The 26233-nt window shown below is 70.9% G+C and carries 19 protein-coding genes, 1 pseudogene and 1 riboswitch; of the genes and pseudogenes, 10 read left to right on the top strand and 10 right to left on the bottom strand.

What is annotated here, in order from left to right:
- The first annotated feature begins 2 nt into the window (after positions 1-2).
- The 4 genes from efeB (at position 3) to ACI2LY_RS24890 (ending at position 4767) form a co-directional block, all read left to right on the top strand.
- A complete protein-coding gene (efeB, locus tag ACI2LY_RS24905; protein WP_404709092.1) occupies positions 3-1262 on the top strand; it encodes an iron uptake transporter deferrochelatase/peroxidase subunit in 1260 nt (419 codons plus the stop codon).
- Positions 1263-1375: 113 nt separating this feature from the next.
- Positions 1376-2308 carry a prephenate dehydratase gene (gene pheA, locus ACI2LY_RS24900; protein WP_393913301.1) on the top strand — a complete coding sequence of 311 codons (933 nt, stop codon included), beginning with the start codon at positions 1376-1378 and terminating at the stop codon, positions 2306-2308.
- 381 nt (positions 2309-2689) lie between these two features.
- The gene (gene serS / locus ACI2LY_RS24895; RefSeq protein WP_393913300.1) at positions 2690-3967 is read left to right on the top strand and encodes a serine--tRNA ligase; all 1278 of its coding nucleotides are present in this window, start codon (positions 2690-2692) and stop codon (positions 3965-3967) included.
- On the top strand, positions 3964-4767 hold the full coding sequence (locus tag ACI2LY_RS24890) for an HAD family hydrolase (RefSeq protein WP_404709091.1): 804 nt from the start codon (positions 3964-3966) through the stop codon (positions 4765-4767). The genes serS and ACI2LY_RS24890 overlap by 4 nt, the downstream gene beginning before the upstream one ends.
- Positions 4768-4830: 63 nt before the next feature.
- On the opposite strand, the gene ACI2LY_RS24885 is transcribed toward ACI2LY_RS24890, so the two are convergent.
- Genes ACI2LY_RS24885 through ACI2LY_RS24870 form a run of 4 tightly spaced genes read right to left on the bottom strand, consistent with a single transcriptional unit; the run spans position 4831 to position 8338 of the window.
- A complete protein-coding gene (locus ACI2LY_RS24885; protein ID WP_404709090.1) occupies positions 4831-5550 on the bottom strand; it encodes an ABC transporter permease subunit in 720 nt (239 codons plus the stop codon).
- 10 nt (positions 5551-5560) lie between these two features.
- On the bottom strand, positions 5561-6472 hold the full coding sequence (locus ACI2LY_RS24880; RefSeq protein WP_404709089.1) for an ABC transporter ATP-binding protein: 912 nt from the start codon (positions 6470-6472) through the stop codon (positions 5561-5563).
- Complete coding sequence (locus ACI2LY_RS24875; RefSeq protein WP_404709088.1) at positions 6469-7386, bottom strand: ABC transporter permease subunit; 918 nt, start codon at positions 7384-7386, stop codon at positions 6469-6471. The genes ACI2LY_RS24880 and ACI2LY_RS24875 overlap by 4 nt, the downstream gene beginning before the upstream one ends.
- Positions 7376-8338: an ABC transporter ATP-binding protein gene (locus tag ACI2LY_RS24870; protein WP_404709183.1), complete on the bottom strand. Its 963-nt coding sequence runs from the start codon at positions 8336-8338 to the stop codon at positions 7376-7378. The genes ACI2LY_RS24875 and ACI2LY_RS24870 overlap by 11 nt, the downstream gene beginning before the upstream one ends.
- A gap of 446 nt (positions 8339-8784) precedes the next feature.
- Between ACI2LY_RS24870 and ACI2LY_RS24865 the strand changes: the two genes are divergently transcribed.
- Together ACI2LY_RS24865 and ACI2LY_RS24860 are read left to right on the top strand one after the other, a co-directional pair.
- Positions 8785-10536, top strand: coding sequence for an SDR family oxidoreductase (locus tag ACI2LY_RS24865; protein ID WP_404709087.1), 1752 nt, complete (start codon positions 8785-8787; stop codon positions 10534-10536).
- A gap of 207 nt (positions 10537-10743) precedes the next feature.
- Positions 10744-10905, top strand: a pseudogene (locus ACI2LY_RS24860) (RNA 2'-phosphotransferase); the annotation flags it as partial.
- Between the two features lie 13 nt (positions 10906-10918).
- On the opposite strand, the gene ACI2LY_RS24855 reads toward ACI2LY_RS24860, so the two are convergent.
- Positions 10919-11821 (bottom strand): LLM class flavin-dependent oxidoreductase, encoded by a 903-nt coding sequence (locus tag ACI2LY_RS24855; RefSeq protein ID WP_404709086.1) that lies wholly within the window; start codon positions 11819-11821, stop codon positions 10919-10921.
- 107 nt (positions 11822-11928) lie between these two features.
- Here ACI2LY_RS24855 and ACI2LY_RS24850 point away from each other — a divergent pair, with 107 nt between their 5' ends.
- Entirely contained in the window at positions 11929-12855 is a 927-nt protein-coding gene (locus tag ACI2LY_RS24850) for an HAD family hydrolase (protein ID WP_404709085.1), read from the top strand.
- Between the two features lie 12 nt (positions 12856-12867).
- Here ACI2LY_RS24850 and cydD read toward each other — a convergent pair whose 3' ends face one another.
- The 4 genes from cydD to hisC all read right to left on the bottom strand — a co-directional run bounded on the left by cydD (position 12868) and on the right by hisC (position 20327).
- Positions 12868-16422 (bottom strand): thiol reductant ABC exporter subunit CydD, encoded by a 3555-nt coding sequence (cydD, locus tag ACI2LY_RS24845; protein ID WP_404709084.1) that lies wholly within the window; start codon positions 16420-16422, stop codon positions 12868-12870.
- Positions 16423-16481: 59 nt separating this feature from the next.
- Positions 16482-17486, bottom strand: coding sequence for a cytochrome d ubiquinol oxidase subunit II (gene cydB / locus ACI2LY_RS24840; RefSeq protein WP_404709083.1), 1005 nt, complete (start codon positions 17484-17486; stop codon positions 16482-16484).
- A gap of 16 nt (positions 17487-17502) precedes the next feature.
- The gene (locus tag ACI2LY_RS24835) at positions 17503-19011 is read right to left on the bottom strand and encodes a cytochrome ubiquinol oxidase subunit I (protein WP_404709082.1); all 1509 of its coding nucleotides are present in this window, start codon (positions 19009-19011) and stop codon (positions 17503-17505) included.
- Positions 19012-19232: 221 nt separating this feature from the next.
- Positions 19233-20327, bottom strand: coding sequence for a histidinol-phosphate transaminase (gene hisC, locus ACI2LY_RS24830; protein ID WP_404709081.1), 1095 nt, complete (start codon positions 20325-20327; stop codon positions 19233-19235).
- A gap of 418 nt (positions 20328-20745) precedes the next feature.
- Here hisC and ACI2LY_RS24825 point away from each other — a divergent pair, with 418 nt between their 5' ends.
- From ACI2LY_RS24825 to ACI2LY_RS24815, 3 genes are all read left to right on the top strand, one after another.
- Positions 20746-21858 carry a LacI family DNA-binding transcriptional regulator gene (locus tag ACI2LY_RS24825; RefSeq protein ID WP_389003572.1) on the top strand — a complete coding sequence of 371 codons (1113 nt, stop codon included), beginning with the start codon at positions 20746-20748 and terminating at the stop codon, positions 21856-21858.
- Between the two features lie 295 nt (positions 21859-22153).
- Positions 22154-23227 carry a metallophosphoesterase gene (locus tag ACI2LY_RS24820; RefSeq protein ID WP_393913288.1) on the top strand — a complete coding sequence of 358 codons (1074 nt, stop codon included), beginning with the start codon at positions 22154-22156 and terminating at the stop codon, positions 23225-23227.
- A gap of 147 nt (positions 23228-23374) precedes the next feature.
- The gene (locus ACI2LY_RS24815; protein WP_404709080.1) at positions 23375-24238 is read left to right on the top strand and encodes a hypothetical protein; all 864 of its coding nucleotides are present in this window, start codon (positions 23375-23377) and stop codon (positions 24236-24238) included.
- Between the two features lie 10 nt (positions 24239-24248).
- Here ACI2LY_RS24815 and thiC read toward each other — a convergent pair whose 3' ends face one another.
- On the bottom strand, positions 24249-26054 hold the full coding sequence (gene thiC, locus ACI2LY_RS24810; RefSeq protein WP_404709079.1) for a phosphomethylpyrimidine synthase ThiC: 1806 nt from the start codon (positions 26052-26054) through the stop codon (positions 24249-24251).
- Positions 26047-26219: riboswitch (TPP riboswitch) on the bottom strand. It overlaps the preceding gene by 8 nt.
- Positions 26220-26233 lie beyond the last annotated feature (14 nt).

Below are 26233 nucleotides of genomic sequence, written 5' to 3'. Positions count from 1 at the left end.
CCATGCCCGACCCGTCCGTCCCCCAGGCCCGCACCGCCCCCGAGCAGGGCCGGGGCGTCTCCCGGCGCACCCTGCTCGGCACCGCCGGGGCCACCGGCCTCGTGCTCGGCGCGGCGGGCGGCGCCCTGGGCTACGCCGCCGCGCCCGCCCCGGCCACGCCGCTCACCTCGATCGGTACGGACCGCGCGATGTTTCACGGGAAACATCAGCCCGGCATCACCGACGCGCTCCAGGCCCACGGCCATCTCGTCGCCTTCGATCTGAAGCCGGGCGCGGGCCGCAAGGAGGCGGCGGCCCTGCTGCGCCGCTGGTCGACGGCGGCCGAGCGGCTGATGGCGGGCGAGGCGGCCCCGCACGAGGACACCGACGTGGCCCGCGACGCCGGACCCTCCTCGCTGACCGTCACCTTCGGCTTCGGCCACAGCTTCTTCGCCCGCACCGGACTGGAGAAGCAGCGGCCGACCGCGCTGGACCCGCTGCCCGACTTCTCCGCCGACCACCTGGACAAGAAGCGCGGCGAGGGCGACCTCTGGGTGCAGATCGGCGCCAATGACGCGCTGGTCGCCTTCCACGCGCTGCGCACGCTCCAGAAGGAGGCGGGCGACGCGGCCCGCGTCCGCTGGCAGATGAACGGCTTCAACCGCTCACCCGGCACCACCGCGCACCCCATGACCACGCGCAACCTCATGGGCCAGATCGACGGCACCCGCAATCCCAAGCCCGCCGAGCCCGACTTCGACCGGCGAATCTTCGTGCCCGCCTCGGGCGAGCCCGCCTGGATGGCGAACGGCTCGTACGCCGTCGTCCGCCGCATCCGGATGCTCCTGGACGACTGGGAGAAGCTGGCGCGACCGGCGCAGGAGGCGGTGATCGGCCGCCGCAAGTCGGACGGAGGTCCGCTGTCCGGCGGGGACGAGACCACCGCGATGGACCTGGAGAAGGCGGACGCGCAGGGGCAGTACGTCGTCCCGCTCGACGCGCACGCCCGGATCACCCGGCCCGACCAGAACGGCGGGGCGGCGATGCTGCGGCGCCCGTTCTCCTTCCACGACGGCTTCGACGCGGACGGCGTCCCCGACGCCGGGCTGCTGTTCATCTGCTGGCAGGCCGACCCGCTGCGCGGCTTCGTGCCGGTGCAGCGCAAGCTCGACCGGGGTGACGCGCTGTCGCGGTATCTGCGGCACGAGGCCAGCGGGCTGTTCGCGGTGCCGGGCGGCGCGGCGCAGGGGGAGTACGTGGGACAGCGCCTGCTGGAGGGCTGACAGGGTGCGCCACGGACGCCGTCTTCACCGGCGTCCGGGATCGAAACCACCCGGAAGGGTGGCTGCGGTGAGACGGTCGGGCCGGGTCGCGGCACGGCCATTAGGGTGAGGGCATGCCAGCGAGTTACGCGTATCTCGGTCCCGAAGGCACCTTCACCGAAGTCGCCCTCCGTACTCTCCCGGAGGCCGCCACCCGCGAGCTGATCCCCTACGTCTCGGTGCAGTCCGCGCTGGACGCGGTGCGCACCGGCGAGGCGGAGGCCGCGTTCGTGCCGATCGAGAACTCGGTCGAGGGCGGGATCACCACCACCCTGGACGAGCTGGTCGCGGGCGAGCCGCTCACGATCTACCGCGAGGTGCTGCTGTCGATCACCTTCGCGCTGCTGGTCCGGCCGGGCACGAAGCTCGCCGACATCAAGACGGTCACCGCGCATCCCGCCGCCCAGCCGCAGGTCCGCAACTGGCTGCGCGCCCACCTCCCGGACGCCCTGTGGGAGTCGGCCGCCTCGAACGCGGACGGCGCCCGCCTGGTGCAGGAGGGCCGGTACGACGCGGCCTTCGCGGGCGAGTTCGCGGCCGCGCGGTACGGCCTGGTCCCGCTGGAGACCGATATCCACGACGCGGAGAACGCGCAGACCCGGTTCGTGCTGGTCGGCCGTCCCGCCCGGCCCGCCGCGCCGACCGGCGCCGACAAGACCTCGGTGGTGCTGTGGCAGCGGGACGACCATCCCGGCGCCCTGCGTGATCTGATCGGCGAGTTCGCCACCCGGGGCATCAACCTGATGCTGCTCCAGTCCCGGCCGACCGGCGAGGGCATCGGAAACTACTGCTTCTGCGTGGACGCCGAGGGGCACGTTTCCGACCGGCGGATGGCGGAGGCGCTGATGGGGCTGAAGCGGCTCTGTCTCCAGGTGCGATTCCTGGGTTCCTATCCGCGTGCCGACATCGCGCCGGGCGGCGCACGGCCGACACTGCCGGGTACGTCGGACCAGGAGTTCCTGGCCGCCTCCGACTGGGTGGCGCGCTGCCAGGACGGCCGTTTCTAGCGGGTTCCGTTATCCACAGAAGTTATCCACAGGTCCGCTTCTCTACCTGGGGACAAGTCGACAACAAGCCCCACCCGGTCGACAAATCGGCTCACAGTCCTCAGGTGCATTCAGCCCAGCCCGGATCACCCTTCGTCCACCTGTTTCCATCGATTCAGCTTTTGGGACGACCACTTTCCACTCGAAAGTGGTTATCCAGGGAGTTTGAACCGGGAATTCCTCGGGACACAACTCACTCGGAATGATCAATTCCGAAATCCACAGTCACTCCACACAGCCTGTGGATAACTTTTCCCGGGGTGTGGATGCCCACGGCCGCCCCGGCTGCAGCCCGGGTATGTGGGTCACGTCCGCTCCACGCGCACCGGTAGCCTGGGGCCTGTGATTGACCTTCGCCTGCTTCGTGAGGACCCTGACCGTGCGCGCGCCTCCCAGCGTGCTCGTGGAGAGGATGTCGCGCTCGTCGACTCCCTCCTGTCTGCCGACGAGCGGCGCAGGTCCTCCGGCGTCCGCTTCGACGAGCTGCGCGCCGAGCAGAAGCAGCTCGGCAAGCTGATCCCCAAGGCCACGCCCGAGGAGCGGGCCGAGCTGCTCAACCGTGCCGAGCAGCTGAAGGCCGACGTCAAGGCGGCCGACGCCGAGCGCGACGAGGCCGACGCGGAGACCCAGCGCCTGCTGCTCGGCGTCAGCAACCTCGTGCACCCCGGTGTCCCGGTCGGTGGCGAGGAGGACTTCGTCACCCTGGAGACGCACGGCGCGATCCGCGACTTCGACGCCGAGGGCTTCGCGCCCAAGGACCACCTGGAGCTCGGCCAGATCCTCGGCGCGATCGACACCGAGCGCGGCGCCAAGGTCTCCGGCTCCCGCTTCTACTTCCTCACCGGCGTCGGCGCCCTGCTGGAGCTGGCCCTGGTCAACGCGGCCATCGCGCAGGCCACCGCGGCGGGCTTCACCCCGATGCTGACCCCGGCGCTGGTCCGCCCCCAGTCCATGGCGGGCACCGGCTTCCTCGGCCAGGCCGCGCAGGACGTGTACCACCTGGACAAGGACGACCTCTACCTGGTCGGCACCTCCGAGGTGGCGCTCGCCGCGTACCACATGGACGAGATCATCGACGCGGACCGGCTGCCGCTGCGGTACGCCGGTTTCTCCCCCTGCTTCCGCCGCGAGGCCGGTTCGCACGGCAAGGACACCCGCGGCATCTTCCGCGTCCACCAGTTCGACAAGGTGGAGATGTTCTCCTACGTCGCCCCGGAGGACTCCGAGGCCGAGCACCAGCGTCTGCTGGAGTGGGAGAAGCAGTGGCTGACCTCGCTGGAGCTGCCGTTCCGCGTGATCGACGTGGCCACCGGTGACCTGGGCTCCTCCGCCGCCCGCAAGTTCGACTGCGAGGCGTGGATTCCGACCCAGGGCAAGTACCGCGAGCTGACGTCCACCTCGGACTGCACCGAGTACCAGTCCCGCCGCCTCCAGATCCGGATGCGCGACGGCAAGCAGGTCCGCCCGCTGGCCACGCTGAACGGCACCCTGTGCGCCGTACCGCGCACCATCGTGGCGATCCTGGAGAACCACCAGCAGCCCGACGGCTCGGTCCGTGTCCCCGAGGTCCTGCGCCCCTACCTGGGCGGACGGGAAGTCCTGGAGCCGGTCGCCAAGTGAGCAGCCCCCTTCCCTACCGGCTGATCGCGACCGACCTGGACGGCACGCTGCTGCGCGGCGACGAGACGATCTCGCCGCGCACCCGTGAGGCGCTCGCCGCCGCCACGGCCGCGGGTGCCGCGCACATCGTCGTCACCGGCCGCGCGGTCCCCTGGACCCGGCACATCCTGGACGACCTCGGTTACCAGGGCCTCGCCGTCTGCGGCCAGGGCGCCCAGGTCTACGACGCCGGACAGCACCGGCTGCTGACCTCGGTGACCCTGGACCGGCAGCTGGCGGGCGTGGCGCTGGCCAAGATAGAGGCCGAGGTGGGCCCGCTGTACCTGGCGGCGAGCCGGGACGGCCTGGACGGCGACGTCATGGTCGGCCCCGGTTACTCGGTCACCGGCCGACTCCCGGCGAAGGCGTTCACGAACGCGGCCGACCTCTGGGAAGCGCCGCTGAACAAGATCTACATCCAGCATCCGACGCTGTCCACGGACGAGCTGGCGGAGGCGGCCTCGCGCGCGGCGGGCGGTTTCGTCACCGTCGTCATGGCGGGCGAGGGCATCGTGGAGCTGCTGCCGCTCGGGCTGTCCAAGGCCACCGGGCTGTCGCTGGCGGCCCGGCGGCTGAAGCTGAAGGCGGCCGACACGATCGCCTTCGGCGACATGCCGAACGACCTGCCGATGTTCGCCTGGGCCGCGCACAGCGTGGCCATGGCCAACGCCCACGAGGACCTCAAGGCCGTGGCCGACGAGGTGACCGCCTCCAACGAGGACGACGGCATCGCGCTGGTCCTGGAGCGCCTGCTCGGCTGAGAGGCAGGGCACGGCTTGGTCGTGCCCTGCCTCCCGGCCGGTTCTCCGGTTGGGCGGCCCCTCCTACTCCTCGCCCGCCAGGGTCAGCGCGCGCAGCCGCTGGCCCGCGTACCAGGTGGCGGCGACGGTGACCACGACCAGCAGGGCGGTGGCGGTGGGCAGGCCGACGTCGGAGGTGATCAGGTTGCTGCCGACCACCTTGTGCGCGACCGCGAGCGACCACTGCTGGACGCTCAGGGTGCGGGCGCCGGACACCAGGGAGCCGAACAGGGCCTCCCAGACCAGGGCGTAGACCAGGCCGAAGACCACCGCGTGCCGCGAGACCGTGCCCAGCAGCAGGAACAGCGCCGAGTAGGCGATGGACGCGACGAGCGCGGCGACCGTGTAGGCGATGGCGACCTGCTGGCCGTTGCCGTTGAGGATCAGGCCCGCGATCAGGGTGGGCAGCGCGGAGAACACCATGGTTACCGCGATGGCCACGATCAGCTTGGTGAAGATGATCGTCGGCCGCTTCAGCGGCTTGGACAGCAGATAGACCACGGAACCGTCGTCGATCTCCGGCCCGATCGCGCCGGTGCCCGCGATGACGCCGATGATCGGCATCATGGTGGCGAGCGCGAACCCGCCGAGCACGTCGGCGGCGACCTGGTCGTCGGCCCCGGTCAGCAGGCGGACGGCCACCGAGATCACGATGAGCAGCAGGGGCAGGGCGCCGAGGACGAGGGCCCGGCGGCGGCCGAGCAGGGCCCGGTAGGTGAGCCGGGCGACTGTGGGGTCGTACATCTTCGGCCTCCTACGCCGCGACGAGATACGAGAAGACGGACTCCAGGGACTCGTCCGAGGGCGAGACCGTGAGGAGCCGGATGCCCTGGTCACTGGCGACCTTGGGCAGCAGCGTGGTGAAGCGGCCGAAGTCGACGGCCTGGACGATCAGCCCGCCCTCGACGGCGTCGACCTCGATGCCCGCGGTGGACGGGTCGGCGATCAGGGCGGCCGCGAGGGCGCGGTCGTCGCTGGAGCGGACCAGATAGCGGTGCGGGCGGTCGGTCATCAGGCGGCGGATCTTGCGGAAGTCGCCGCTGGCCGCGTGCCGTCCGGCGACGACGACCTCGATGTGCCGGGCGAGCTGCTCGACCTCCTCCAGGATGTGCGAGGAGAACAGCACGGTGCGGCCCTCGTCGCCCATGGCGCGCAGCAGCTCCATCAGCTGGAGCCGCTGGCGCGGGTCCATGCCGTTGAAGGGCTCGTCGAGCAGCAGCAGCGAGGGATCGTGGACGAGCGCGGACGCCATCTTCACGCGCTGGCGCATGCCCTTGGAGTAGGTGGAGATCTTCCGGTCCTGGGCGGGCTCCATCTCGACCGTGGCCAGGGCGCGCTGGGCGGCCTTGGCGCCGAGTCCGTGCAACTCGGCGTTGGCGAGGACGAACTCGCGGCCCGTCAGGAAGTCGTACATCGCCTCGCGCTCGGGGACGATGCCGATGTGCTGGTACACCGACTCGTTGCGCCACACCGGCTTTCCGTCGAGGGTGACGGTGCCGGTGGAGGGGGCGAGGAAGCCGCCCATCATGTTGATGAGGGTGGACTTGCCCGCGCCGTTGGGGCCGAGGAGGCCCGTGACACCGGGACCGATGGTCATGGTGATGTCGTTGACGGCGACCACGTTGCCGAACCAGCGGGAGACGTGATCGATCTGGAGCGTTGTCACAGGCCCACCTTCTTGTAGCGGCGCAGCAGGAGGCCGTAGCTCGCGGCGATCAGGCCGAGGACGACGATCAGGTAGACGAAGCCCTGCCCGGTCGACGGGCCGACGCCGCTGGGGAACGACGACTGGCCGCCGAGCAGCGCGGACTGGACGCCGTCGATCAGGGTGACCGGGGAGAACAGCCCGATCCACGGCGTCGCGCCGCTGTTGCCCTGGGAGTCGGCGATGGCCTGGAGGGTGGAGACGGCGCCGTAGGAGATGGTCATGACGGCGATGACGGCGGCGATGCCGAAGCCGCGGCGCGGGGTGATGGCGGCGATGACCAGGCCGATCCCGGCGAACAGCAGGGAGAGCAGGACCACCGCGACCAGTCCCTGGCCGAACTTCTCGCTCTGGTGCGCCACGCCCATCTTGGCGAGCAGCGCGCCCACGTACAGCACGAGCAGCGGGCCCCCGGTGAGGATGAACAGGGCCGAGGCGAGCGCCGCGAACTTGGCGAGCACATAGTCGACGGTCTCGATGGGCCGCGAGAAGTACAGCGGGACCGTCTTGAAGCGCAGGTCGCGGGAGACGGACTGCGGCGCCTGGGACGCGACGAACAGGCTGATCACGGCCTGCATGATGATCGCGTACCGGGTGTAGGGGACCGGCAGTTCGTGCGCCTTGGTGGTCACCGCGACGGCGACCATGATGGCGGCGGGCACGCAGATCACCGCGAACAGCAGCATCGGCAGCACCTTGGACTTGGCCGACCGGCCGAGACCGTAGGCGCCGCGCAGGGACTGCGAGTACAGCGAGAGACGGGCGTAGGCGCGGCCGAGGCGCGGGCCGTCGTAGCCGCGGTAGCCGATGTCGTGGATGCGGGACTGGTCGCCCAAGGGCGCCGGTGCCGTGGGGACGGGCTGGTCAACCGCCATGGCCGACTGCCTCCTTCCGCTGCTCGTCGCGGGTGAACACCTCGGAGATGTGGTGGCGCCGCTGTTCCATCCGGACCAGGCCGAGGCCGAGCCCGGCGACGGTGTCGCGCACCAGGTCGTACGTCTCCTCGCCCTGCGCGGTGAGCAGCAGGATGTGACCGGCGCCGGGCAGGCCGCCGCCGTCGTCATGGGTGTCGATCCCGCGCGCGTGCAGCGCCTCGGCGAGGGCGCGGGTGCCGTCGGGGTGGGTGTCGCTGTCGGTGACCTCGACGGCCAGCGTCGTGGTGTTCTGCGTGAAGTCGGTGGTGGAGCTGGACCGCAGCAGCTTGCCGCCGTCGACGACCACGACGTGGTCGCAGGTGCGCTCCAGTTCGCCCAGCAGATGGGAGGTGACCAGGACCGAGATGCCGAAGTCGGTGTGGACCCGCCGGATCAGGCCGAGCATCTCGTCCCGGCCGACCGGGTCGAGGCCGTTGGTCGGCTCGTCCAGGAAGACCAGCCGGGGGTCGTGCACCAGCGCCTGCGCCAGCTTGACCCGCTGCTTCATGCCGGTCGAGTAGCCGCCGATGGGGCGGTAGCGCTCCTCGTACAGCCCGACGTGGCGCAGGGTGTCGGCGGTGCGCTCGCGGGCGGCGGCGGGCGGCAGGCCGGACATGCGCGCCATGTGCACGACGAACTCGGTGGCCGAGACGTCGGGCGGCAGGCAGTCGTGCTCCGGCATGTAGCCGACCTGTTCGCGGATGGCGGCGCCTTCGGTCGCCACGTCGAGGCCGAGCACGGCGGCGCGGCCCTCGCTGGCGGGGGACAGACCCAGCAGGATCTTGATCAGGGTGGACTTGCCGGCGCCGTTGGCACCGACGAGTCCCGTCACACCGGGTCCGATGTCCACGGACAGCCGGTCGAGCGCGGTCACCCGGGGGAACCGCTTGCTCAGGCTCTCGGTCACGATCACAGTCACGTCCTCGACGGTAGTGACGTGGGGCACGCGGGTCGTCAGACCACAGAGCCGTCTTGGGGTCCGTCTCGGGTAGTACGGGGCCCTAGGGGGTGCGGTCCCTAGGGCCTTTCTTCCGGATCAGGCCGGCTCGGGCCGACGGTGCCTTCGGGCCGACCCGAGCGGGGTCTGGTGCGTGCAGCTGCAAGGCGGAGGAGGGCGTCGACGCGGAGCGTCGGCAACCGACGACAACGCCGCAGATGTGCGTGCCAGGGCCCGCGACCCCGGCAAGATCCGGAAGACAGGCCCCAGGGGTGGGCGACACGCGCGGCTGGTGGGCCGACCCCTGGGTGATCTCCCCTATTGACGCCGACTCTAACAACTGCCACATTCGCAGGAAGTCGTACGAGCGGTGCCGCGCGGTGGCGCCGGACGGATGCGGGCGGATACGGGCGGAGGAGCAAGTGACGCTGAAGGACGCGCGTGAGCGGCGGGTGCGTACCGGCGGGATCGAGCTGTGCGTGGCCGAACTGGGCGATCCGGAGCGCCCCACCGTGGTGCTGGTGCACGGCTACCCGGACAGCAAGGAGGTCTGGTCCGAGGTGGCCGCCCGCCTCGCGGACGACTTCCACGTGGTCCTCTACGACGTGCGCGGCCACGGCGGCTCGACCGCGCCGAAGCCGCTGCGCGGCGGTTTCACCCTGACCAAGCTGACGGACGACTTCCTCGCGGTGATCGACGCGGTGAGCCCGGACCGGCCGGTGCACCTGGTCGGGCACGACTGGGGTTCGGTGCAGTCCTGGGAGTTCGTGACGGTCGCGCGGACACAGGGCCGCATCGCCTCGTTCACCTCCATGTCCGGCCCTTCGCTGGACCACTTCGGCCACTGGATCGACGCCCGCGTGAAGCGTCCGACCCCGCGCCGGGTGGGCCAACTCCTCGGCCAGGGCGCCAAGTCCTGGTACGTGTACCTGCTGCACACGCCCGTGCTGCCGGAGCTGGCCTGGCGCGGGCCGCTGGGCAAGCGGTGGCCGAAGCTGCTGGAGCGGGCCGAGAAGGTCCCGTCCGGCGACTACCCGACGGCCTCACTCCCCTCCGACGCGGCCCACGGCGCCTGGCTGTACCGGGACAACGTCCGCCCCCGGCTGCGCCGCCCCCGCCCGGACGCCGTCGCGCACGTACCGGTGCAGCTGATCACTCCGCAGGGCGACGCGTTCCTCTCGGAGCGGCTCTACGACGACCTGGAGCGGTGGGTGCCGAGGCTGACCCGGCGCACGCTCCCGGCCAAGCACTGGGTGCCGCGCACCCGGCCCGACCAACTGGCTCGATGGATCGAGGAGTTCGTGACCTCCGTGGAGCAGGGCGAGTCTTCGCGGGGCAGCGGTCCTCATGCCGACCGATTCGGCGGCCAGTTGGCGCTGGTCACGGGTGCGGGCAGCGGTATCGGTCGCGCGACCGCACTCGCTCTCGCGGAGGCAGGGGCGCGGGTGGTGGCGGTCGACCGGGACGCCGGGACGGCCGCCCGCACCGCCGAACTGGCCCTGGCGGCAGGGGCGTCGGGTGCCTGGGCGGAGACGGTGGACGTCTCGGACGAGCAGGCCATGGAGAAACTGGCCGAGCGGGTGCACCGCGAGTACGGGGTGCTGGACGTGCTGGTCAACAATGCGGGCATCGGCCTGTCCGGCTCCTTCTTCACCACCACCTCGGACGACTGGCGCAAGGTGCTGGACGTCAACTTGTGGGGTGTCATCCATGGTTGCCGCCTCTTCGGCGCCCGCATGGCCGAGCGCGGGCAGGGCGGCCACATCGTCAACATCGCCTCGGCAGCGGCCTTCCAGCCCTCGCGGACGCTTCCGGCGTACAGCACGTCGAAGGCGGCGGTGCTGATGCTCTCGGAATGCCTGCGCGCCGAACTGGCCGGGCAGGACATCGGAGTTACGGCCATCTGCCCGGGCATCGTCAACACCAACATCACGTCGACGACACGCTTCACGGGGGTGGACGAGACCGAGGCGCGGCGGCGCCAGGAGCGGTCGTCCCTGCTGTACGGGAAGCGCAACTACCCGCCGGAGAAGGTCGCCAGGGCGATCCTGGACGCGGTGGCGGAGAACCGTGCCGTGGTGCCGGTGACTCCTGAGGCGCGGGGGGCGTATCTGCTGGCGCGGTTTCTGCCGGGGGCGCTGCGCAAAGTAGCGCGGGTGGAGCCGAAGTTGTGAGGCGGGGGGTCGGCCTCGGGCGCTCCATCTGCCGTGAAGCACCCGGAAGTTGATCAACATGCCTGAAACGGGCGTCGGTTGTCCACAGAATCGTCAAAAAGGCTGTGGATAACGGGCGTTGGCTGTGGATCAAACCTGCCCGCGTAAATCATATGCGTGATCCGCGTCTCTCCGGGAGGCTGGGGAGGCGCAGAGAACGGGCCGAAAACGCGGGGCGGCCCGAAGAGAGGGAGATACGAAAAGCACCCTATGAGAGAAAGAGTGGGGGCCATGCACCGCGACGGCCACGTCTTCCACGTCAGCGCGAACGGCGTCTGGCTGACCGACGCCGTCCCGCCGCGCTATCTGCGCTTCTCCGAGCCGCGCTGAGGTCCCCGCCCGCTCAGCCGAGCTGGGCGACGGCCTCGGTGGCGATCTTCTCGAAGACGGCCTGGTCGGCCGCGAAGTCCGAGTCGGCGATGGGCCAGTGGATCACCAGCTCGGTGATGCCCAGCGCGGCGTACCGGCCCGCGAAGTCCACGAACGCGTCGACGGACTCCAGCGGACGCGCGCGGTCCGGGGTGAACCCGGTCAGCATGATCTTGTCCAGGTCGGCCACATCCCGGCCGATCTCCGCGCACGCCTCGGTGAGCCGACCGATCTGCCCCTCCACCGCCAGCACCGACTGCTCCGGCGTACCCGTCTCGAACAGCTTCGGGTCGCCCGTGGTCACCCACGCCTGCCCGTACCGCGCCGCCAGCTTCAGCCCGCGCGGACCCGTCGCCGCCACCGCGAACGGCAGCCGGGGCCGCTGCACGCACCCCGGAATGTTGCGGGCCTCGTGCGCCGAGTAGAAGTCCCCCGCGTACGACACCGCGTCCTCGGTCAGCAGCTGGTCCAGCAGCGAGACGAACTCCGCGAACCGGTCGGCCCGCTCACGCGGCGACCACGCCTCCTGCCCGAGCGCCGTCGCGTCGAACCCGGAGCCGCCCGCCCCGACCCCCAGGGCGACCCGGCCGCCGGAGATGTCGTCCAGGGAGATCAGCTCCTTGGCCAGGGTCACCGGATGCCGGAAGTTCGGCGAGGTCACCAGCGTCCCCAGCCGCAGCCGCTCGGTCACCCCGGCGGCGGCCGTCAGCGTCGGCAGCGCCCCGAACCACGGCCCGTCCCGGAAGGTCCGCCACGACAGATGGTCATAGGTGTACGCGGCATGGAACCCGAGCTCCTCGGCCCGCTGCCATTTCGCCCGTCCTCCCTCGTGCCAGCGGTCGACGGGAAGGATCACGGTACTGAGACGAAGGGCCATGCCGTTGAGCCTACGACGCCCGGATGGCCGCTCGGAACGCGATCCTGAACTCGTCTGACGCATCCCTGACCTCATCTGCGCGCACTCACGCACGGCCGTGCGCGCATATGCGCGAGAATGGCCGGGTGACCTCAGCGACCAGACAGCCGGGGACCCCGGCCTCCGCCCAGCCGTCGGCCACGTCCGGACGAGGAGGGGGCTCTCTCCCGCCGCCGCGCCTGATCGCCACCGACCTCGACGGCACCCTGCTGCGCGATGACGGGACCGTGTCCGCACGTACCGTCGCCGCGCTGGCCGCAGCCGAGAAGGCGGGGATCGAGGTCTTCTTCGTCACCGGCCGCCCCGCCCGCTGGATGGACGTCGTCAGCGAGCATGTGCACGGCCACGGCCTGGCGATCTGCGGCAACGGCGCCGCCGTGGTCGACCTGCACGGCGGACCCGGCGCCCACCGGTTCGTGAAGGTGCGCGAGCTGGCCAGGGAGAACGCCCTGAAGGCCGTACAGCTGCTGCGCGACGCGGCCCCCGGCACCCTGTTCGCGGTCGAGCAGACCTACGGCTTCCACCAGGAGCCCGCCTATCCCAAGCTGCACATGGAGATCCCGGACACCCTGCGGCCCGCCGAGGAACTGCTCGCACCGGACGGGGTCGCCGCGAGCCAGCCGGTGCTGAAGATCCTCGCCCACCACCCCGACCTCGACCCGGACGCCTTCCTCACCCTCGCCCGGATCGCCATCGGCGGCCACGCCAACGTCACCCGGTCCAGCCCCAGCGCCCTGCTGGAGCTGAGCGGGCCCGGCGTCTCCAAGGCCAGCACGCTGGCCCTGTGCTGTGCCGAGCGCGGCATCTCGCACGAGGAGGTCGTCGCCTTCGGCGACATGCCCAACGACATCGAGATGCTGACCTGGGCCGGGCGCTCCTACGCCATGGGCAACGCGCACCCCGACACCCTGGCCGCCGCCACCGGCCGCACCCACGTCAACAACGAGGACGGCGTGGCCCGCGTGATCGAGGACCTCCTCGCGGGCCGGGTCTGACCGCCCGCCCGGTCACAGCACGACGAGGGACTCCGCCTCGGCCTCACGGCGGGCCATCGTGGCCAGCGGGCCGTCCACAGTGAGCAGCTCGGCGTACGGGCCACGCTGCACCACGCGGCCCGCGTCGAGGACGAGCACCTCGTCGACGGCGGCGAGACCGGCGAGCCGGTGCGTGATCAGCAGCGTGGTGCGGCCCTCGGTCGCGGCCAGCAGGTCCTCGGTGAGGGCGTCCGCCGTGGGCAGATCGAGGTGCTCGGCGGGCTCGTCCAGCACCAGCACCGGGAAGTCCGCGAGCAGCGCGCGGGCCAGCGCGAGCCGCTGCCGCTGACCGCCGGAGAGCCGGGCGCCGTGCTCGCCGACATGCGTGTCCAGGCCCTCGGGGAGCCCGTCCACCCAGTCCAGCAGCCGGGCCCGCAGCAGCACGTCGCGCAGCTCGGCCTCGGTCGCGTCCTTCCGCGCGAGCAGGAGGTTCTCCCGCACGCTGCTGTCGAAGAGATGGGCGTCCTGGGCACACAGCCCGACCAGCCGCCGCACCTCGTCGCCGTCCATCTCGTCCGCCGGGACCCCGGCGAGCGTGTACGTGCCCGAACCAGCGTCCAGGAAGCGCAGCAGCACCTGGGCGAGCGTGGTCTTGCCGGAACCGGAGGGACCGACCACGGCGATCCGGCGGCCCCGGTCCAGAGTGATGTCGAGCCCGTCGAGCGCGTCGCGGTGCTGGTCCTCGTAGCGGGCGGTCAGGTCCTTCACCACGAGCGGGAAGGGCGAGGCGGGTGCCTCGCGGGGCTGCTCGGGCTCGTGGACCGGCACCGGGGCGTCCAGGACCTCGTAGACGCGCTCGGCGCTGCGGGCGACCCGCTGCCGGTAGCGGACGGCCAGCGGGAGGCCGAGCACCGCCTCGAACGCGGCCAGCGGGGTCAGGACGACCACGGCCACCAGCACGCCGTGGATACGGCCCCCGGCCGCCGCCTGCGCCCCGAGCAGCGCGGCGACGGTGACGGTCAGCCCCTGGATCAGCGCGGTCAGGCCGTCGCCGAGCGCCGTGGCCCCGGCGGCGCGGGACGCGATCCGGGTGAGGATGCCGTCGGCCTGCCGGGTGGCCGCCGTACGCGAGGGCAGTGCCCCGGCGACGGTCAGCTCGGCGGTGCCGGTGAGCAGGTCGGTCACCCGGGTGGCCAGCACGCCCCGGGCGGGCGCCAGCCGTCGTTCGGTGCGCCGGGCGACGGCCGCGGTGATCAGCGGGACGCCGACCCCGGCGAGCAGCAGGCCGACGGCGAGCGCGGCGCCCGCCTCGGGGAGCAGCCAGGCGGTGAAGCCAACCGAGGCGGCGGAGACGACGACCGCCACCCCGGTGGGCAGCAGCCAGCGCAGCCAGTAGTCCTGGAAGGCGTCCACGTCGGCGACGAGCCGGGTGAGCAGATCGCCACGCCGGGTGCCCCGCAGCCCGGCCGGGGCTAGGCGCTCCAGCCGCTTGTAGACGGCGACACGGGTGTCGGCGAGCATGCGCAGCACGGCGTCGTGCGACACCAGCCGCTCGCTGTACCGGAAGACGGCACGGCCGATGCCGAAGAACCGCGTGGCCGTGACGGCGACCAGCAGGTACAGCACCGGAGGCTGCTGCGAGGCGCGGGAGATCAGCCAGCCGGAGGTCGCCATCAGACCGACGGCGCAGCCGAGGGCCAGGCTGCCGAGCAGCAGCGCGAAGAGCAGTCGGCCACGCCGGGCCGCGGCCACGGAGCGGACGCGGGCCAGGATGCCCTGTTCCTGAGCGGTCACCGTCTCGGGCGCGGACTCGCCCAGGTCGTCGTCGGCGTCGTCCGGCTCGGGGAAGAAGGGTTTGCCGGGCGCGGCGGGCTCGGGCACATGCGCGTCGAGCGCGGCGGCGGCCAGCTCGGGGGCGAGCGCCTCGGCCAGGACCGGCTCGGGAACGGCGACAGGCTCGGACAGCTCCAGCCGCACCACCCGGTCGGCGACCTCCAGCAGCGCGGGCCGGTGCACGACCAGCAGCACCGTGCGGCCGACCGCGAGCCGCCGTACCGCGGCGACGACATCGGCCTCGGTCGCGCCGTCCAGTGCGGCGGTGGGCTCGTCCAGGAGCAGCACCGGCCGGTCGGCGAGGAAGGCGCGGGCCAGGGCGAGCCGCTGCCGCTGACCCGCGGAGAGACCGGCCCCGTCCTCACCGAGCACCGTGTCCGCGCCCGCGGGGAGCGCGTCCACGAACTCCAGCGCGCCCGCGTCCGCCATCGCCCGGCGTACGGCGGTGTCGTCCGCGTCGGGGCGGGCCAGCCGGACGTTCTCCGCGATGGTCCCGGCGTACAGGTGCGGCCGCTGGGGGACCCAGGCGATCCGGGAGCGCCACTCCTCCAGATCGAGGTCGGCGAGGTCGGCGCCGCCGATACGGACCTGGCCCTCGGTGGGCCGGACGAAGCCGAGGAGCACGCTCAGCAGGGTGGACTTGCCCGCGCCGCTCGGCCCGATCAGCGCCACGGTCTCGCCGGGCTCGACGGAGAAGGACACGTCGGTGACGGCATCCGCCGACCGGCCCGGATAGCGGACCGTCAGGGAGTCGAAGGCCATCGAGCCGGAGGGGACCGGCGCGGTGCCGGTGGCCGGGACCGGCGTCTCCAGTACGGCGAAGATCTCCTCCGCGGCCGCCAGGCCCTCCGCCGCCGCGTGGTACTGCGCGCCCACCTGGCGCAGCGGAAGATACGCCTCGGGGGCCAGGATCAGGATGACCAGGCCGATGTACAGGTCCATCCCGCCGTGCACCAGCCGCATGCCGATGGTGACCGCGACCAGTGCGACGGAGAGCGTGGCCAGCAGCTCCAGCGCGAAGGACGAGAGGAAGGCGATCCGCAGGGTCCGCATGGTGGCGCGGCGGTACTCGCCGGTGATCTTGCGGATGGAGTCGGCCTGCGCCTTGGCCCGGCCGAACACCTTCAGCGTGGGCAGTCCCGCGACCACGTCCAGGAAGTGGCCGGACAGCCGGGACAGCAGCGACCACTGCCGGTCCATCCGGGACTGGGTGGCCCAGCCGATGAGCATCATGAAGATCGGGATGAGGGGCAGGGTGGCGACGATGATCGCCGCCGACACCCAGTCCTCGGTGACGATCCGCGCCAGCACCGCCACCGGGACGACCAGGGCAAGCCCCATCTGCGGGAGGTACCGCGAGAAGTAGTCGTCCAGGGCGTCGACCCCGCGGGTGGCCAGGGTGACCAGCGAGCCGGTGCGCTGGCCGCTCAGCCAGCCCGGTCCGAGCACAGCGGCCCGCTCGACGAGCCGCTCCCGCAGCTCGGACTTCACGGCCGCACTGGCCCGGTGCGCCGCCAGCTCGGTGAGCCAGGAGACCAGGGCCCGGCCGCAGGCGACACCGGCCAGCAGTGCCAGCGGTGTGACCAGGTCACCTGCGGACTTGCCGTGCTGGAAGGCTCCGACCACGATTTCGGCGATCAGCATGGCCTGGGCGATGACCAGGCCGGCGCCGAGCCCGCCCAGGAGGACGACCGCCACGAGGAAGAAGCGCGTGGCACGGGCGTAGCGCATGAGGCGGGGATCGATCGGTTTCACGTGAAACGTGTCCTTCAGTCCCGAGAGTGTGTTTCACGTGAAACATACCCTTGAGGCGGTCAGTGTGCGGCTTCGGCGATGTGCTGGGTGCCGATGCGCTTGCGGAAGACCCAGTAGGTCCAACCCTGGTAGAGCATGACCAGCGGGGCGGCGATGACGGCACACCAGGTCATGATCTTCAGGGTGTACGGGCTCGACGAGGCGTTGGTGACCGTGAGGCTCCAGTCCGCGTCGAGGGTGGACGGCATGACGTTCGGGAAGAGCGACAGGAAGAGCATCGCCACGGTGGCCGCGATGGTGATCCCGGACAGTGCGAACGCCCATCCCTCCCGCAGCCGCCAGATGGCTCCCAGCGCGCCGACCAGGGCGACGGCCGCCACGACCAAGGCGACCAGACTCGCGCCGTCGCCGCTGTGGAGCTGCGTCCAGACCAGGAAGCCGAGCGCCAGGATGACGGTGACCGGGCCGAGGCGCAGCGCCAGCGTCCGGGCCCTGGCCCGGATGTCACCGACGGTCTTTAGTGCCGTGAACACCGTCCCGTGGAAGGTGAACAGCGTGAGCGTCACCGCGCCGCCGAGCAGGGCGTAGGGGTTGAAGAGATCGCCCAGGCCACCGACGTACTCGAAGTTCCGGTCGATCTTCACGCCCCCCACGATGTTCCCGAAGGCCACGCCCCACAGGAACGCCGGGATCAGCGAGGACCAGAAGATCGCCCACTCCCAGTTGCGCTGCCAGTTCTCCTCGGGACGCTTCACCCGGTACTCGAAGCCCACGCCCCGCACGATCAGGCAGACCAGGATGAGCAGCAGCGGCAGATAGAAGCCGGAGAACAGGGTGGCGTACCACTCCGGGAAGGCGGCGAAGGTCGCACCGGCCGCGGAGAGCAGCCACACCTCGTTGCCGTCCCAGACCGGGCCGATGGTGTTGATCAGCACCCGGCGCTCGGGCCGGTCCCGGGCGAGCAGCCGGGTGAGGACACCGACCCCGAAGTCGAACCCCTCCAGGAAGAAGTAGCCGGTCCACAGCACGGCTATGAGGACGAACCAGACGTCATGCAGTTCCATGGCTGTTCCCCCAGCTCTAGTACGAGAAGGCCATCGGCCGGTCGGCGTCGTGGTGATCGCCGCCGATCTTCGTGGGCGGGTTGAGGTCGGCGTCGGTCAGCTCCGGCGGCCCGGCCTTGGCGTACTTGACCAGCAGCCGGACCTCGATGACCGCGAGGATCGCGTACAGCGCGGTGAAGACGGCCATGGAGAGGGCGACCTCGGTCTGGGAGACACCGGGGGAGACCGCTTGCCGGGTCTGGAACAGGCCGTAGACCACCCAGGGCTGGCGGCCCATCTCGGTGAAGATCCAGCCCCAGGAGTTGGCGATCAGCGGGAAGGCCATCGTCCAGGTGGCCACGCGCCAGAACCAGTGGGTGAGCTTCGGGCTCAGCGTCCGCTTCCCGAACAGCACCAGACGCGGCACCTCGTCGTCGCCGGTACGCAGGTGCTGGGGCAGCAGGAACTTCTTCCGGGTCAGCCAGAGGCCGAGCATCCCGAGGGTGAAGGAGGCCATGCCGAACCCGATCATCCAGCGGAAGCCCCAGTAGGCGACCGGGATGTTGGGCCGGTAGTCGCCGGGTCCGAACTTCTCCTGCTCGGCCTTGTTCACATCGTTGATGCCGGGGACGTACGAGGAGAAGTCGTCGTTGGCGAGGAAGGACAGCATGCCCGGCACCTCGATGGCGACGGTGTTGTGGCCCTTGTCCACGTCGCCGTAGGCGAACACCGAAAAGGGCGCGGGCTTCTGACCGTCCCACAGGGCCTCGGCGGCGGCCATCTTCATCGGCTGCTGCTTGAACATCACCTTGCCGAGGGTGTCGCCGCTGATCGCGGTGAGCAGACCGGCGATCACCACCGTGACCAGGCCGAGCCGCAGCGACATCCGCATCACCCTGATGTGCCGACGCCGGGCCAGGTGATAGGCGGCCAGGCCCACCATGAAGGCGCCGCCGGTCAGGAAGGCCGCGGAGAGCGTGTGGAACGCCTGGCTGAGCGCGGTGTTCTGGGTCAGCACGGCCCAGAAATCGGTCAGTTCGGCGCGTCCCCGCTCCTTGTTGATCCGGAAGCCCACAGGGTGCTGCATCCAGGAGTTGGCCGCGAGGATGAAGTACGCCGAGAGGATCGTGCCGAGCGAGACCATCCATATGCAGGCCAGGTGGAGCCTCTTCGGCAGCTTGTCCCAGCCGAAGATCCACAGCCCGATGAAGGTCGACTCGAAGAAGAAGGCGATCAGCGCCTCGAAGGCCAGCGGGGCGCCGAAGATGTCCCCGACGAAGCGCGAGTACTCCGACCAGTTCATGCCGAACTGGAACTCCTGCACGATGCCGGTGACCACGCCCATCGCGATGTTGATCAGGAAGAGCTTGCCCCAGAACTTCGTGGCCCTGAGGTAGACCTCCTTCTCCGTGCGTACCCAGGCGGTCTGCAGCCCGGCCGTGAGCGCGGCCAGGGAGATCGTCAGGGGGACGAACAGAAAGTGATAGACGGTGGTGATGCCGAACTGCCAGCGCGCCAGGGTCTCCGGCGCCAGCGCCAGTTCCACGTCGTCACCCCTCCCTACTTCGCCGTTCCGGTGCGGTGTTCGCCGCTTATGTCCCCCACATAGGGAGCAATCCGGACGGGGCTTGTGAAAGCGTTCACATTCACAAGCCATTATGGCGCACAGGTATTCGTCACCCGATAGGGGGGCCCTGACAACTTCCCGCCACGACGAAGGGCCCCGCCGAAGCGGGGCCCCTGCTCATCGCCGGGAGATCGAGGACGTCAGCCCTCCTCGCCCGCCACCTCGCGGCGGAACGCCTCCGCGGCCTTCAGGAACAGGTCGTTCGCCTCGGTCTCCCCGACCGTCACCCGCACGCCCTCACCGGCGAACGGCCGCACCACCACACCGTGGTCCTCGCACGCCGCCGCGAACTCCATGGTCCGCTCCCCCAGCCGCAGCCACACGAAGTTGGCCTGCGTCTCCGGCACCGTCCAGCCCTGGGCGCGCAGCGCGTCGACCACCCGGGCGCGCTCACACACCAGCGAACCGACCCGGCCCAGCAGCGCGTCCTCGGCCTGGAGCGAGGCGATCGCCGCCTCCTGCGCGACATGGCTGACCCCGAACGGCACCGCCGTCTTGCGCAGCGCGGCGGCCACCGGCTCGTGCGCGATGGCGAACCCGACCCGCAGCCCGGCCAGCCCGTACGCCTTGGAGAAGGTGCGCAGCACACAGACGTTGGGCCGCTCCCGGTACAGCTCGACCCCGTCGGGCACCTCGGGGTCGCGGATGAACTCGCGGTACGCCTCGTCCAGTACCACCAGGACGTCCTTCGGCACCCGGTCGAGGAACCGTTCCAGCTCGGCCCGCCGCACCACCGTGCCGGTCGGGTTGTTGGGGTTGCACACGAAGATCAGCCGGGTCCGCTCGGTGATCGCGTCCGCCATCGCGTCCAGGTCGTGGACATCGCCCGGCGTGAGCGGCACCTGCACCGGCGTGGCGCCGCTGATCCGCGTGATGATCGGGTACGCCTCGAAGGAGCGCCAGGCGTAGATCACCTCGTCGCCCGGTCCGCTGGTCGCCTGCACCAGCTGCTGGGCCACACCGACCGAGCCGGTGCCGGTGGCCAGATGGGAGACCGGCACGCCGAAGCGGTCCGCCAGTTCGGTCATCAGGGCGCCGCACGCCATGTCGGGGTAGCGGTTGAACTCGGCGACGGCCGCCGCGACCCGCTCCATGACGCCCGGCAGCGGGGGATAGGGGTTCTCGTTGGAGGACAGCTTGTAGGCGACCGGACCCTCGGCCGAGGCGGGCTTGCCCGGCTTGTAGGTGGGGATACCCTCCAGCTCGGCGCGCAGCTTGGGGCTCGTCTCGCTCACCGCAGTCCTCCTCGCGACCACCGGCGGACCGTCGACGCCGCCGGCATCCAATGCTCCTCACCTTATGAGGATTCGGCGCGCTTGCGTACCTGTGCGCCGCCGCTTCCACCGCCCCAGGGGCATCATGGGGCGCATCGGGCGACTGGCCGCGCAATAGGGGGCGCATCGCGCATTTGTCTACGCGCCGGTGGCTCGCGCCGTGGCGCGCATCCCCCGTGAAGGTGAGTTGAGACCTCTTCGAAACATCGGGCACTTGGCAGGCCCACACGCGTCGACAAGTCACGTCCTGGCACTGGACCGGCCAACTGGCTTGCTTTCCAAGGCTGTTACTACCTAATGATCATGCAGAAACGTGCCTGTCAACGCATGCATATGCGTCCGCCCTACCCCACCACAAGAGCCCTACTATCGGCTCGCCATGACAGCAGCAGGGAAGCACCAGGTGAGCCGCGGGGAAACCTCCCGGCGAGGCAGCCGGCCGGGCCGGGCGGGCATCAGAGATGTGGCCGCCGCCGCCGGGGTCTCCATCACGACCGTCTCCGACGCCCTCAACGGCAAGGGGCGGCTCCCGGATGCCACCCGCCGCCATGTCCGCGAGGTCGCGGACCGACTGGGCTACCGGCCCTCGGCCGCCGCCCGCACCCTCCGTACCGGCAAGTCCGGCCTGATCGGCCTGACCGTGACCACGTACGGGGACGAACCCTTCACCTTCACCGAGTTCGCCTACTTCGCCGAGATGGCGCGGGCCGCGACCTCCGCCGCGCTCGCCCGCGGCTACGCCCTCGTCATCCTCCCCGCCACCTCCCGCCACGACGTCTGGTCGAACGTCGCGCTGGACGGCACCGTCGTCATCGACCCCTCCGACCAGGACCCCGTCGTCAGCGAACTGGTCCGGCAGGGTTTACCGGTCGTCTCCGACGGCCGCCCGGCCGGCTCCCTCCCGGTCACCGCCTGGGTCGACAACGACCACGAGGCCGCCGTCCTCGGCATCCTCGACCACCTCGCCGCCGCCGGGGCGCGCCGCATCGGACTGCTCACCGGCACCACCACGGACACGTACACCCATCTGTCCACCACCGCCTATCTGCGCTGGTGCGAGCGGGTCGGCCAGGACCCGGTCTACGAGTCGTACCCGGCGCACGACCCGTGTGCGGGCGCCGTCGCCGCCGACCGGCTGCTCGCCCGCCCCGACCGCCCGGACGCCGTCTACGGCCTCTTCGACCCCAACGGCACCGACCTGCTCGCCGCCGCCCGGCGCTACGGGCTGCGCGTCCCGGACGACCTGCTGCTGGTGTGCTGCAGCGAGTCCACGGTGTACGCGACGACCGAGCCGCCCATCACCACGCTCTCGCTCAAGCCGCGCCGCATCGGCACGGCGGTCGTACAACTGCTCATCGACGCCATCGAGGGGGTCGAGTCGGACCAGCCGGTCGAGCAGGTGATGCCGACCGAGCTGATCGTGCGCACCTCGTCCCAACGCCGTCCGCCACGCACCACGGTCAGCCCGCCCAGGGCGCCGGAGCGGGACTGACGGAACCGGGCACAATGAGGGCCGGGCCGCCCGGCGGGAGAGGCGGGCGGTCGCGGCTCGCCGAACCGGGGTGGGCGACCGCCCGGCGGGCCAACCGATCCCGGCCGGGCAACCGGTCGAACCCGTGCCCAATCAGGACGAAAGCCTCGGCGATCAGGAGCCTCGCCGTGATTCACCACCCCTGGGTCATCACATGGCGCGACGCGCATTCCTATGATGGGCCCACGACACCGCGGGCCGCTGCGACCAGGCAGTCCGAAGCGGTGCAGCTGCGGCGCGATGGTGGAGGGGTCTGATGACTCAGGGGGCCGGTCAGGGACCCGAGACGGAGCGAACGGCGACGTTGCGCGACTTCCGGGTGCCCGCGTACGTCCATGAGACCGGTCCGTACGCCGACGTGCACCCCGGTGACGTCGTCCCGCCGCACGAGGAGGAGCACCCCGACGGGTACACCCCGACCGAGCGGGACCTGCCGGTCATCCAGCGCGGCGACACCCTCCCGCCACCCGTCGAACCGGCGGCCGCCCCGGCGCCGCAGTCCGACGCGGGTCCCGGCCCGCTCTTCGTCGTCGGCGACGTCCACGGCTACATCGAGGAGCTGCTGAGCGCGCTGCGGGAGAAGGGCCTGGTCGACGAGGCCGGACAGTGGTGCGCGGGCACCGCCCGGCTGTGGTTCCTCGGCGACTTCACCGACCGCGGTCCGGACGGCATCGGCGTCATCGACCTCGTGATGCGGCTGTCCGCCGAGGCCGCGGCGGCAGGCGGCTACTGCAAGGCCCTGATGGGCAACCACGAGCTGCTGCTGCTGGGCGCCAAGCGGTTCGGCGACACCCCGGTCAACTCCGGCGCGGGCACCGCAACCTTCCAGGCGGCCTGGCTGCTCAACGGCGGCCAGAAGACCGACATGGACCGTCTCCAGGACCATCACCTGCAGTGGATGGCCCGGCTCGACGCGGTCGAGGAGGTCGACGGCCATCTGCTGGTCCACTCCGACACCACCGCCTACCTCGACTACGGCGACTCGATCGAGGCTGTCAACGACACCGTCCGCGAGGCGCTGACCCGCAACGACGCGGACGAGGTGTGGGACCTGTTCCGCAAGTTCACGAAGCGCTTCTCCTTCCGCGACGAGGGCGGCGCCGACGCCGTGCGCTCCCTCCTCGACACGTACGGCGGCACCCGTGTCGTGCACGGCCACAGCCCGATCCCGTATCTGCTCGGCCAGGTCGGCTCCGAGGAGAACGAGGACCGCGGCGAACCCCATGTCGAGGGTCCGCACGTCTACGCCGACGGTCTCGCCATCGCCATGGACGGCGGCGTGACCATGGCCGGAAAGCTGCTGGTCCAGCAACTGCCCCTGGACGCCTGACGCTTCACCTGGTCTGAATTTCCGGCAACCCCCTGTCACCGTGCGGTGTGACAGCTCTACCATCGGCTTATCCGTAGCAGGCTCCCCTCCGTTTCTGCCCGACGGCTCGCCGCCATGCGAGCCCCAAGCCCTACGGAGCATCGGGGGATGCACATGAACAGCGTTCCGCAGCACCTGCTGAGCGAGGACCGCCGGGAATTCGAGCGGCTCCTCGACGAGGCGCTGCGCTCCGCACCCGACCACCCGGAACTGTCCGCCGTCGGAGAGCGGCTCAACCCGGAACAGCTGCGCACGATGGCGCTCAACGCCACGGCCCTCATCGCGGCCGCCGCCGCCACCGAGTACCAGACTTACGTCAAGACCCGCGAGGAACTGCGCCGTCCGGCACCGGCCGCCGAGACGACCGGCGTCGAATCCGGCTCGGCGGAACCGGGATCGGGCCCGCTGGGGCTCGCCGCCGCCCTCGGTGAGACCGCCGAGGCCGCCGGGGCGGGCGCCAGCGCGATGATCGCGGTCCTGGCCCCCGTGCTCGCCGGAACGGCCGCGGTGATCTTCCTGCTGGTCGGCTACAGCCTGAAGATGGTCGCCCCCGGCCAGCAGTTCGGCCGGACCATGGTCACCGTCGGCTGGGTCTTCGGCGCCCTGACGGCGGTGGCGATCCTGACCGCCGGGGTGGCGCTTCTGATCACCGCGCTGCGCAACGGCTCCTCCGCCGGGGCCGCCGCCCAGGAGGAGGCGCGCGAGGCGGTGGCGAGGGCGCGTCAGGAGTGGCGGGACGCGCTGCTCGAGCGCGGCATCCTGCCCTTCCTGCAGGACGCCCTCACCCGGCCCGGCGCACCCGCCGCACAGCCCCTCCCGGCCCCCGGACCGAGCGGCCGGATGCCACGCCTCGGCTACGGCCGCCCCGGCTTCAGCAGCCCCGACGACGGAACGGCCACCGACCGCCCCCGCTTCAGCAGCCCGGACTACACGAGCCCGGACTTCGGCGGCCCGGAACACCAGCCGGACTAGCCCCGTACGGTTAGGGCTTGTCCTCCGCGATCGGCAGGTAGACCCGGTTGCCCGTGGCTGCGAACTCCAGCGACTTCTTCGCCATGCCCTCCTCGATCTCGGCCCGGTTGCCGCCGTGTTCGCGCCGGATGTCCTGCGAGATCTTCATGCTGCAGAACTTCGGCCCGCACATGGAGCAGAAGTGGGCCGTCTTAGCGGGCTCGGCGGGCAGGGTCTCGTCGTGGAACTCCCGTGCCGTGTCCGGGTCCAGGGCGAGGTTGAACTGGTCCTCCCACCGGAACTCGAAGCGGGCGTCCGAGAGCGCGTCGTCCCACTCCTGTGCTCCGGGGTGCCCCTTGGCCAGGTCGGCGGCGTGGGCGGCGATCTTGTAGGTGATGACGCCGGTCTTGACGTCGTCCCGGTTCGGCAGGCCCAGGTGCTCCTTGGGTGTGACGTAGCAGAGCATCGCCGTGCCCCACCAGGCGATCATCGCGGCGCCGATACCCGAGGTGATGTGGTCGTACGCGGGCGCGACGTCGGTGGTCAGCGGGCCGAGCGTGTAGAACGGGGCCTCGTCGCAGATCTCCTGCTGAAGGTCGATGTTCTCCTTGATCTTGTGCATCGGGACGTGCCCGGGGCCCTCGATCATCGTCTGTACATCGAACCGCTTGGCGATCCGGTTGAGTTCCCCGAGCGTGCGCAGCTCCGCGAACTGCGCCTCGTCGTTGGCGTCCGCGATCGAACCGGGCCGCAGACCGTCGCCGAGCGAGTAGGTGACGTCGTAGGCGGCGAGAATCTCGCAGAGCTCCTCGAAGTTCTCGTACAGGAACGACTCCTTGTGGTGCGCCAGGCACCAGGCCGCCATGATCGAGCCGCCGCGCGAGACGATGCCGGTCTTCCGGTTCGCCGTCAGCGGGACGTACGGCAGCCGCACACCCGCGTGCACCGTCATGTAGTCCACGCCCTGCTCGGCCTGCTCGATCACCGTGTCCTTGTAGACCTCCCAGGTCAGCTCCTCGGCCCGGCCGTCGACCTTCTCCAGTGCCTGGTAGAGCGGCACGGTGCCGATGGGCACGGGGGAGTTGCGCAGCACCCACTCGCGGGTGGTGTGGATGTTGCGGCCGGTGGAGAGGTCCATGACCGTGTCGGCGCCCCAGCGGGTCGCCCAGGTCATCTTCTCCACCTCCTCCTCGATCGAGGAAGTGACCGCCGAGTTGCCGATGTTGGCGTTGACCTTCACCAGGAACCGCTTGCCGATGATCATCGGCTCGATCTCCGGATGGTTCACATTGGCGGGCAGCACGGCCCGGCCCGCCGCGATCTCCTCGCGGACCACCTCGGGAGAGACGTTCTCCCGGAGCGCCACGAACTCCATCTCGGGCGTGATCTCCCCCTGGCGGGCATAGGCGAGCTGGGTGACCGCCCGGCCCGTCCGTCCACGCCGGGGCTGGCGAGGCCGTCCCGGAAAGACTGCGTCCAGATTGCGCAGCCCGCCGCGCGGCGAGGTGTGCTTGATCCCGTCGTCCTCCGGCCGGACGGGACGGCCCGCGTACTCCTCGGTGTCGCCACGGGCGACGATCCAGTTCTCCCGTAGCGGGGCCAGCCCCCGGCGGACATCGGTGTCGGCTTCCGGATCGGTGTACGGGCCGGAGGTGTCGTACAGCGTGACCGACCGCCCGTTGGTGAGATGCACCTGACGGACCGGCACCCGCAGGTCGGGGCGCGAACCCTCGACATACGCCTTGTGCCAGCCGATGGACTTCCCGGCCTCCTCGCCCGACGAACTGGTCGTCGTGGTCTGCGCGGAGGCAGGCGTGCGTGCGTCCTTGTTGGTCATGAGACCTACTCCCTACGCCGGCATTACCCGGTAACAGGTTCGGCGGTCGACGCAGCGATTTCCGTCCGCAGATGATCTCGGGGAACCATGTTCCACGTGAAACATCGCAACGACGGAGGTCAGCGCCCTCTCAGCCCGGTGCTCCGAGCTCCCGCGTGTGCAAAGGTGCCTCCACGCTA

It is taken from the genome of Streptomyces sp. NPDC002176 (assembly GCF_044903645.1).
Classification (GTDB): domain Bacteria; phylum Actinomycetota; class Actinomycetes; order Streptomycetales; family Streptomycetaceae; genus Streptomyces.
Note: the sequence above shows the minus strand (reverse complement) of the source record. Positions and strands in the feature narration are given on the sequence as shown.

Coding starts and splice junctions, on each gene's coding strand:
- ACI2LY_RS24825 (WP_389003572.1), top strand. CDS start 20,746: ATGACAGCAGCAGGGAAGCACCAGGTGAGCCGCGGGGAAACCTCCCGG.
- pheA (WP_393913301.1), top strand. CDS start 1,376: ATGCCAGCGAGTTACGCGTATCTCGGTCCCGAAGGCACCTTCACCGAA.
- ACI2LY_RS24885 (WP_404709090.1), bottom strand. CDS start 5,550: ATGTACGACCCCACAGTCGCCCGGCTCACCTACCGGGCCCTGCTCGGC.
- efeB (WP_404709092.1), top strand. CDS start 3: ATGCCCGACCCGTCCGTCCCCCAGGCCCGCACCGCCCCCGAGCAGGGC.
- ACI2LY_RS24820 (WP_393913288.1), top strand. CDS start 22,154: ATGACTCAGGGGGCCGGTCAGGGACCCGAGACGGAGCGAACGGCGACG.
- thiC (WP_404709079.1), bottom strand. CDS start 26,054: ATGACCAACAAGGACGCACGCACGCCTGCCTCCGCGCAGACCACGACG.
- ACI2LY_RS24875 (WP_404709088.1), bottom strand. CDS start 7,386: ATGGCGGTTGACCAGCCCGTCCCCACGGCACCGGCGCCCTTGGGCGAC.
- ACI2LY_RS24850 (WP_404709085.1), top strand. CDS start 11,929: ATGCGCGAGAATGGCCGGGTGACCTCAGCGACCAGACAGCCGGGGACC.
- ACI2LY_RS24855 (WP_404709086.1), bottom strand. CDS start 11,821: ATGGCCCTTCGTCTCAGTACCGTGATCCTTCCCGTCGACCGCTGGCAC.
- cydB (WP_404709083.1), bottom strand. CDS start 17,486: ATGGAACTGCATGACGTCTGGTTCGTCCTCATAGCCGTGCTGTGGACC.
- ACI2LY_RS24815 (WP_404709080.1), top strand. CDS start 23,375: ATGCACATGAACAGCGTTCCGCAGCACCTGCTGAGCGAGGACCGCCGG.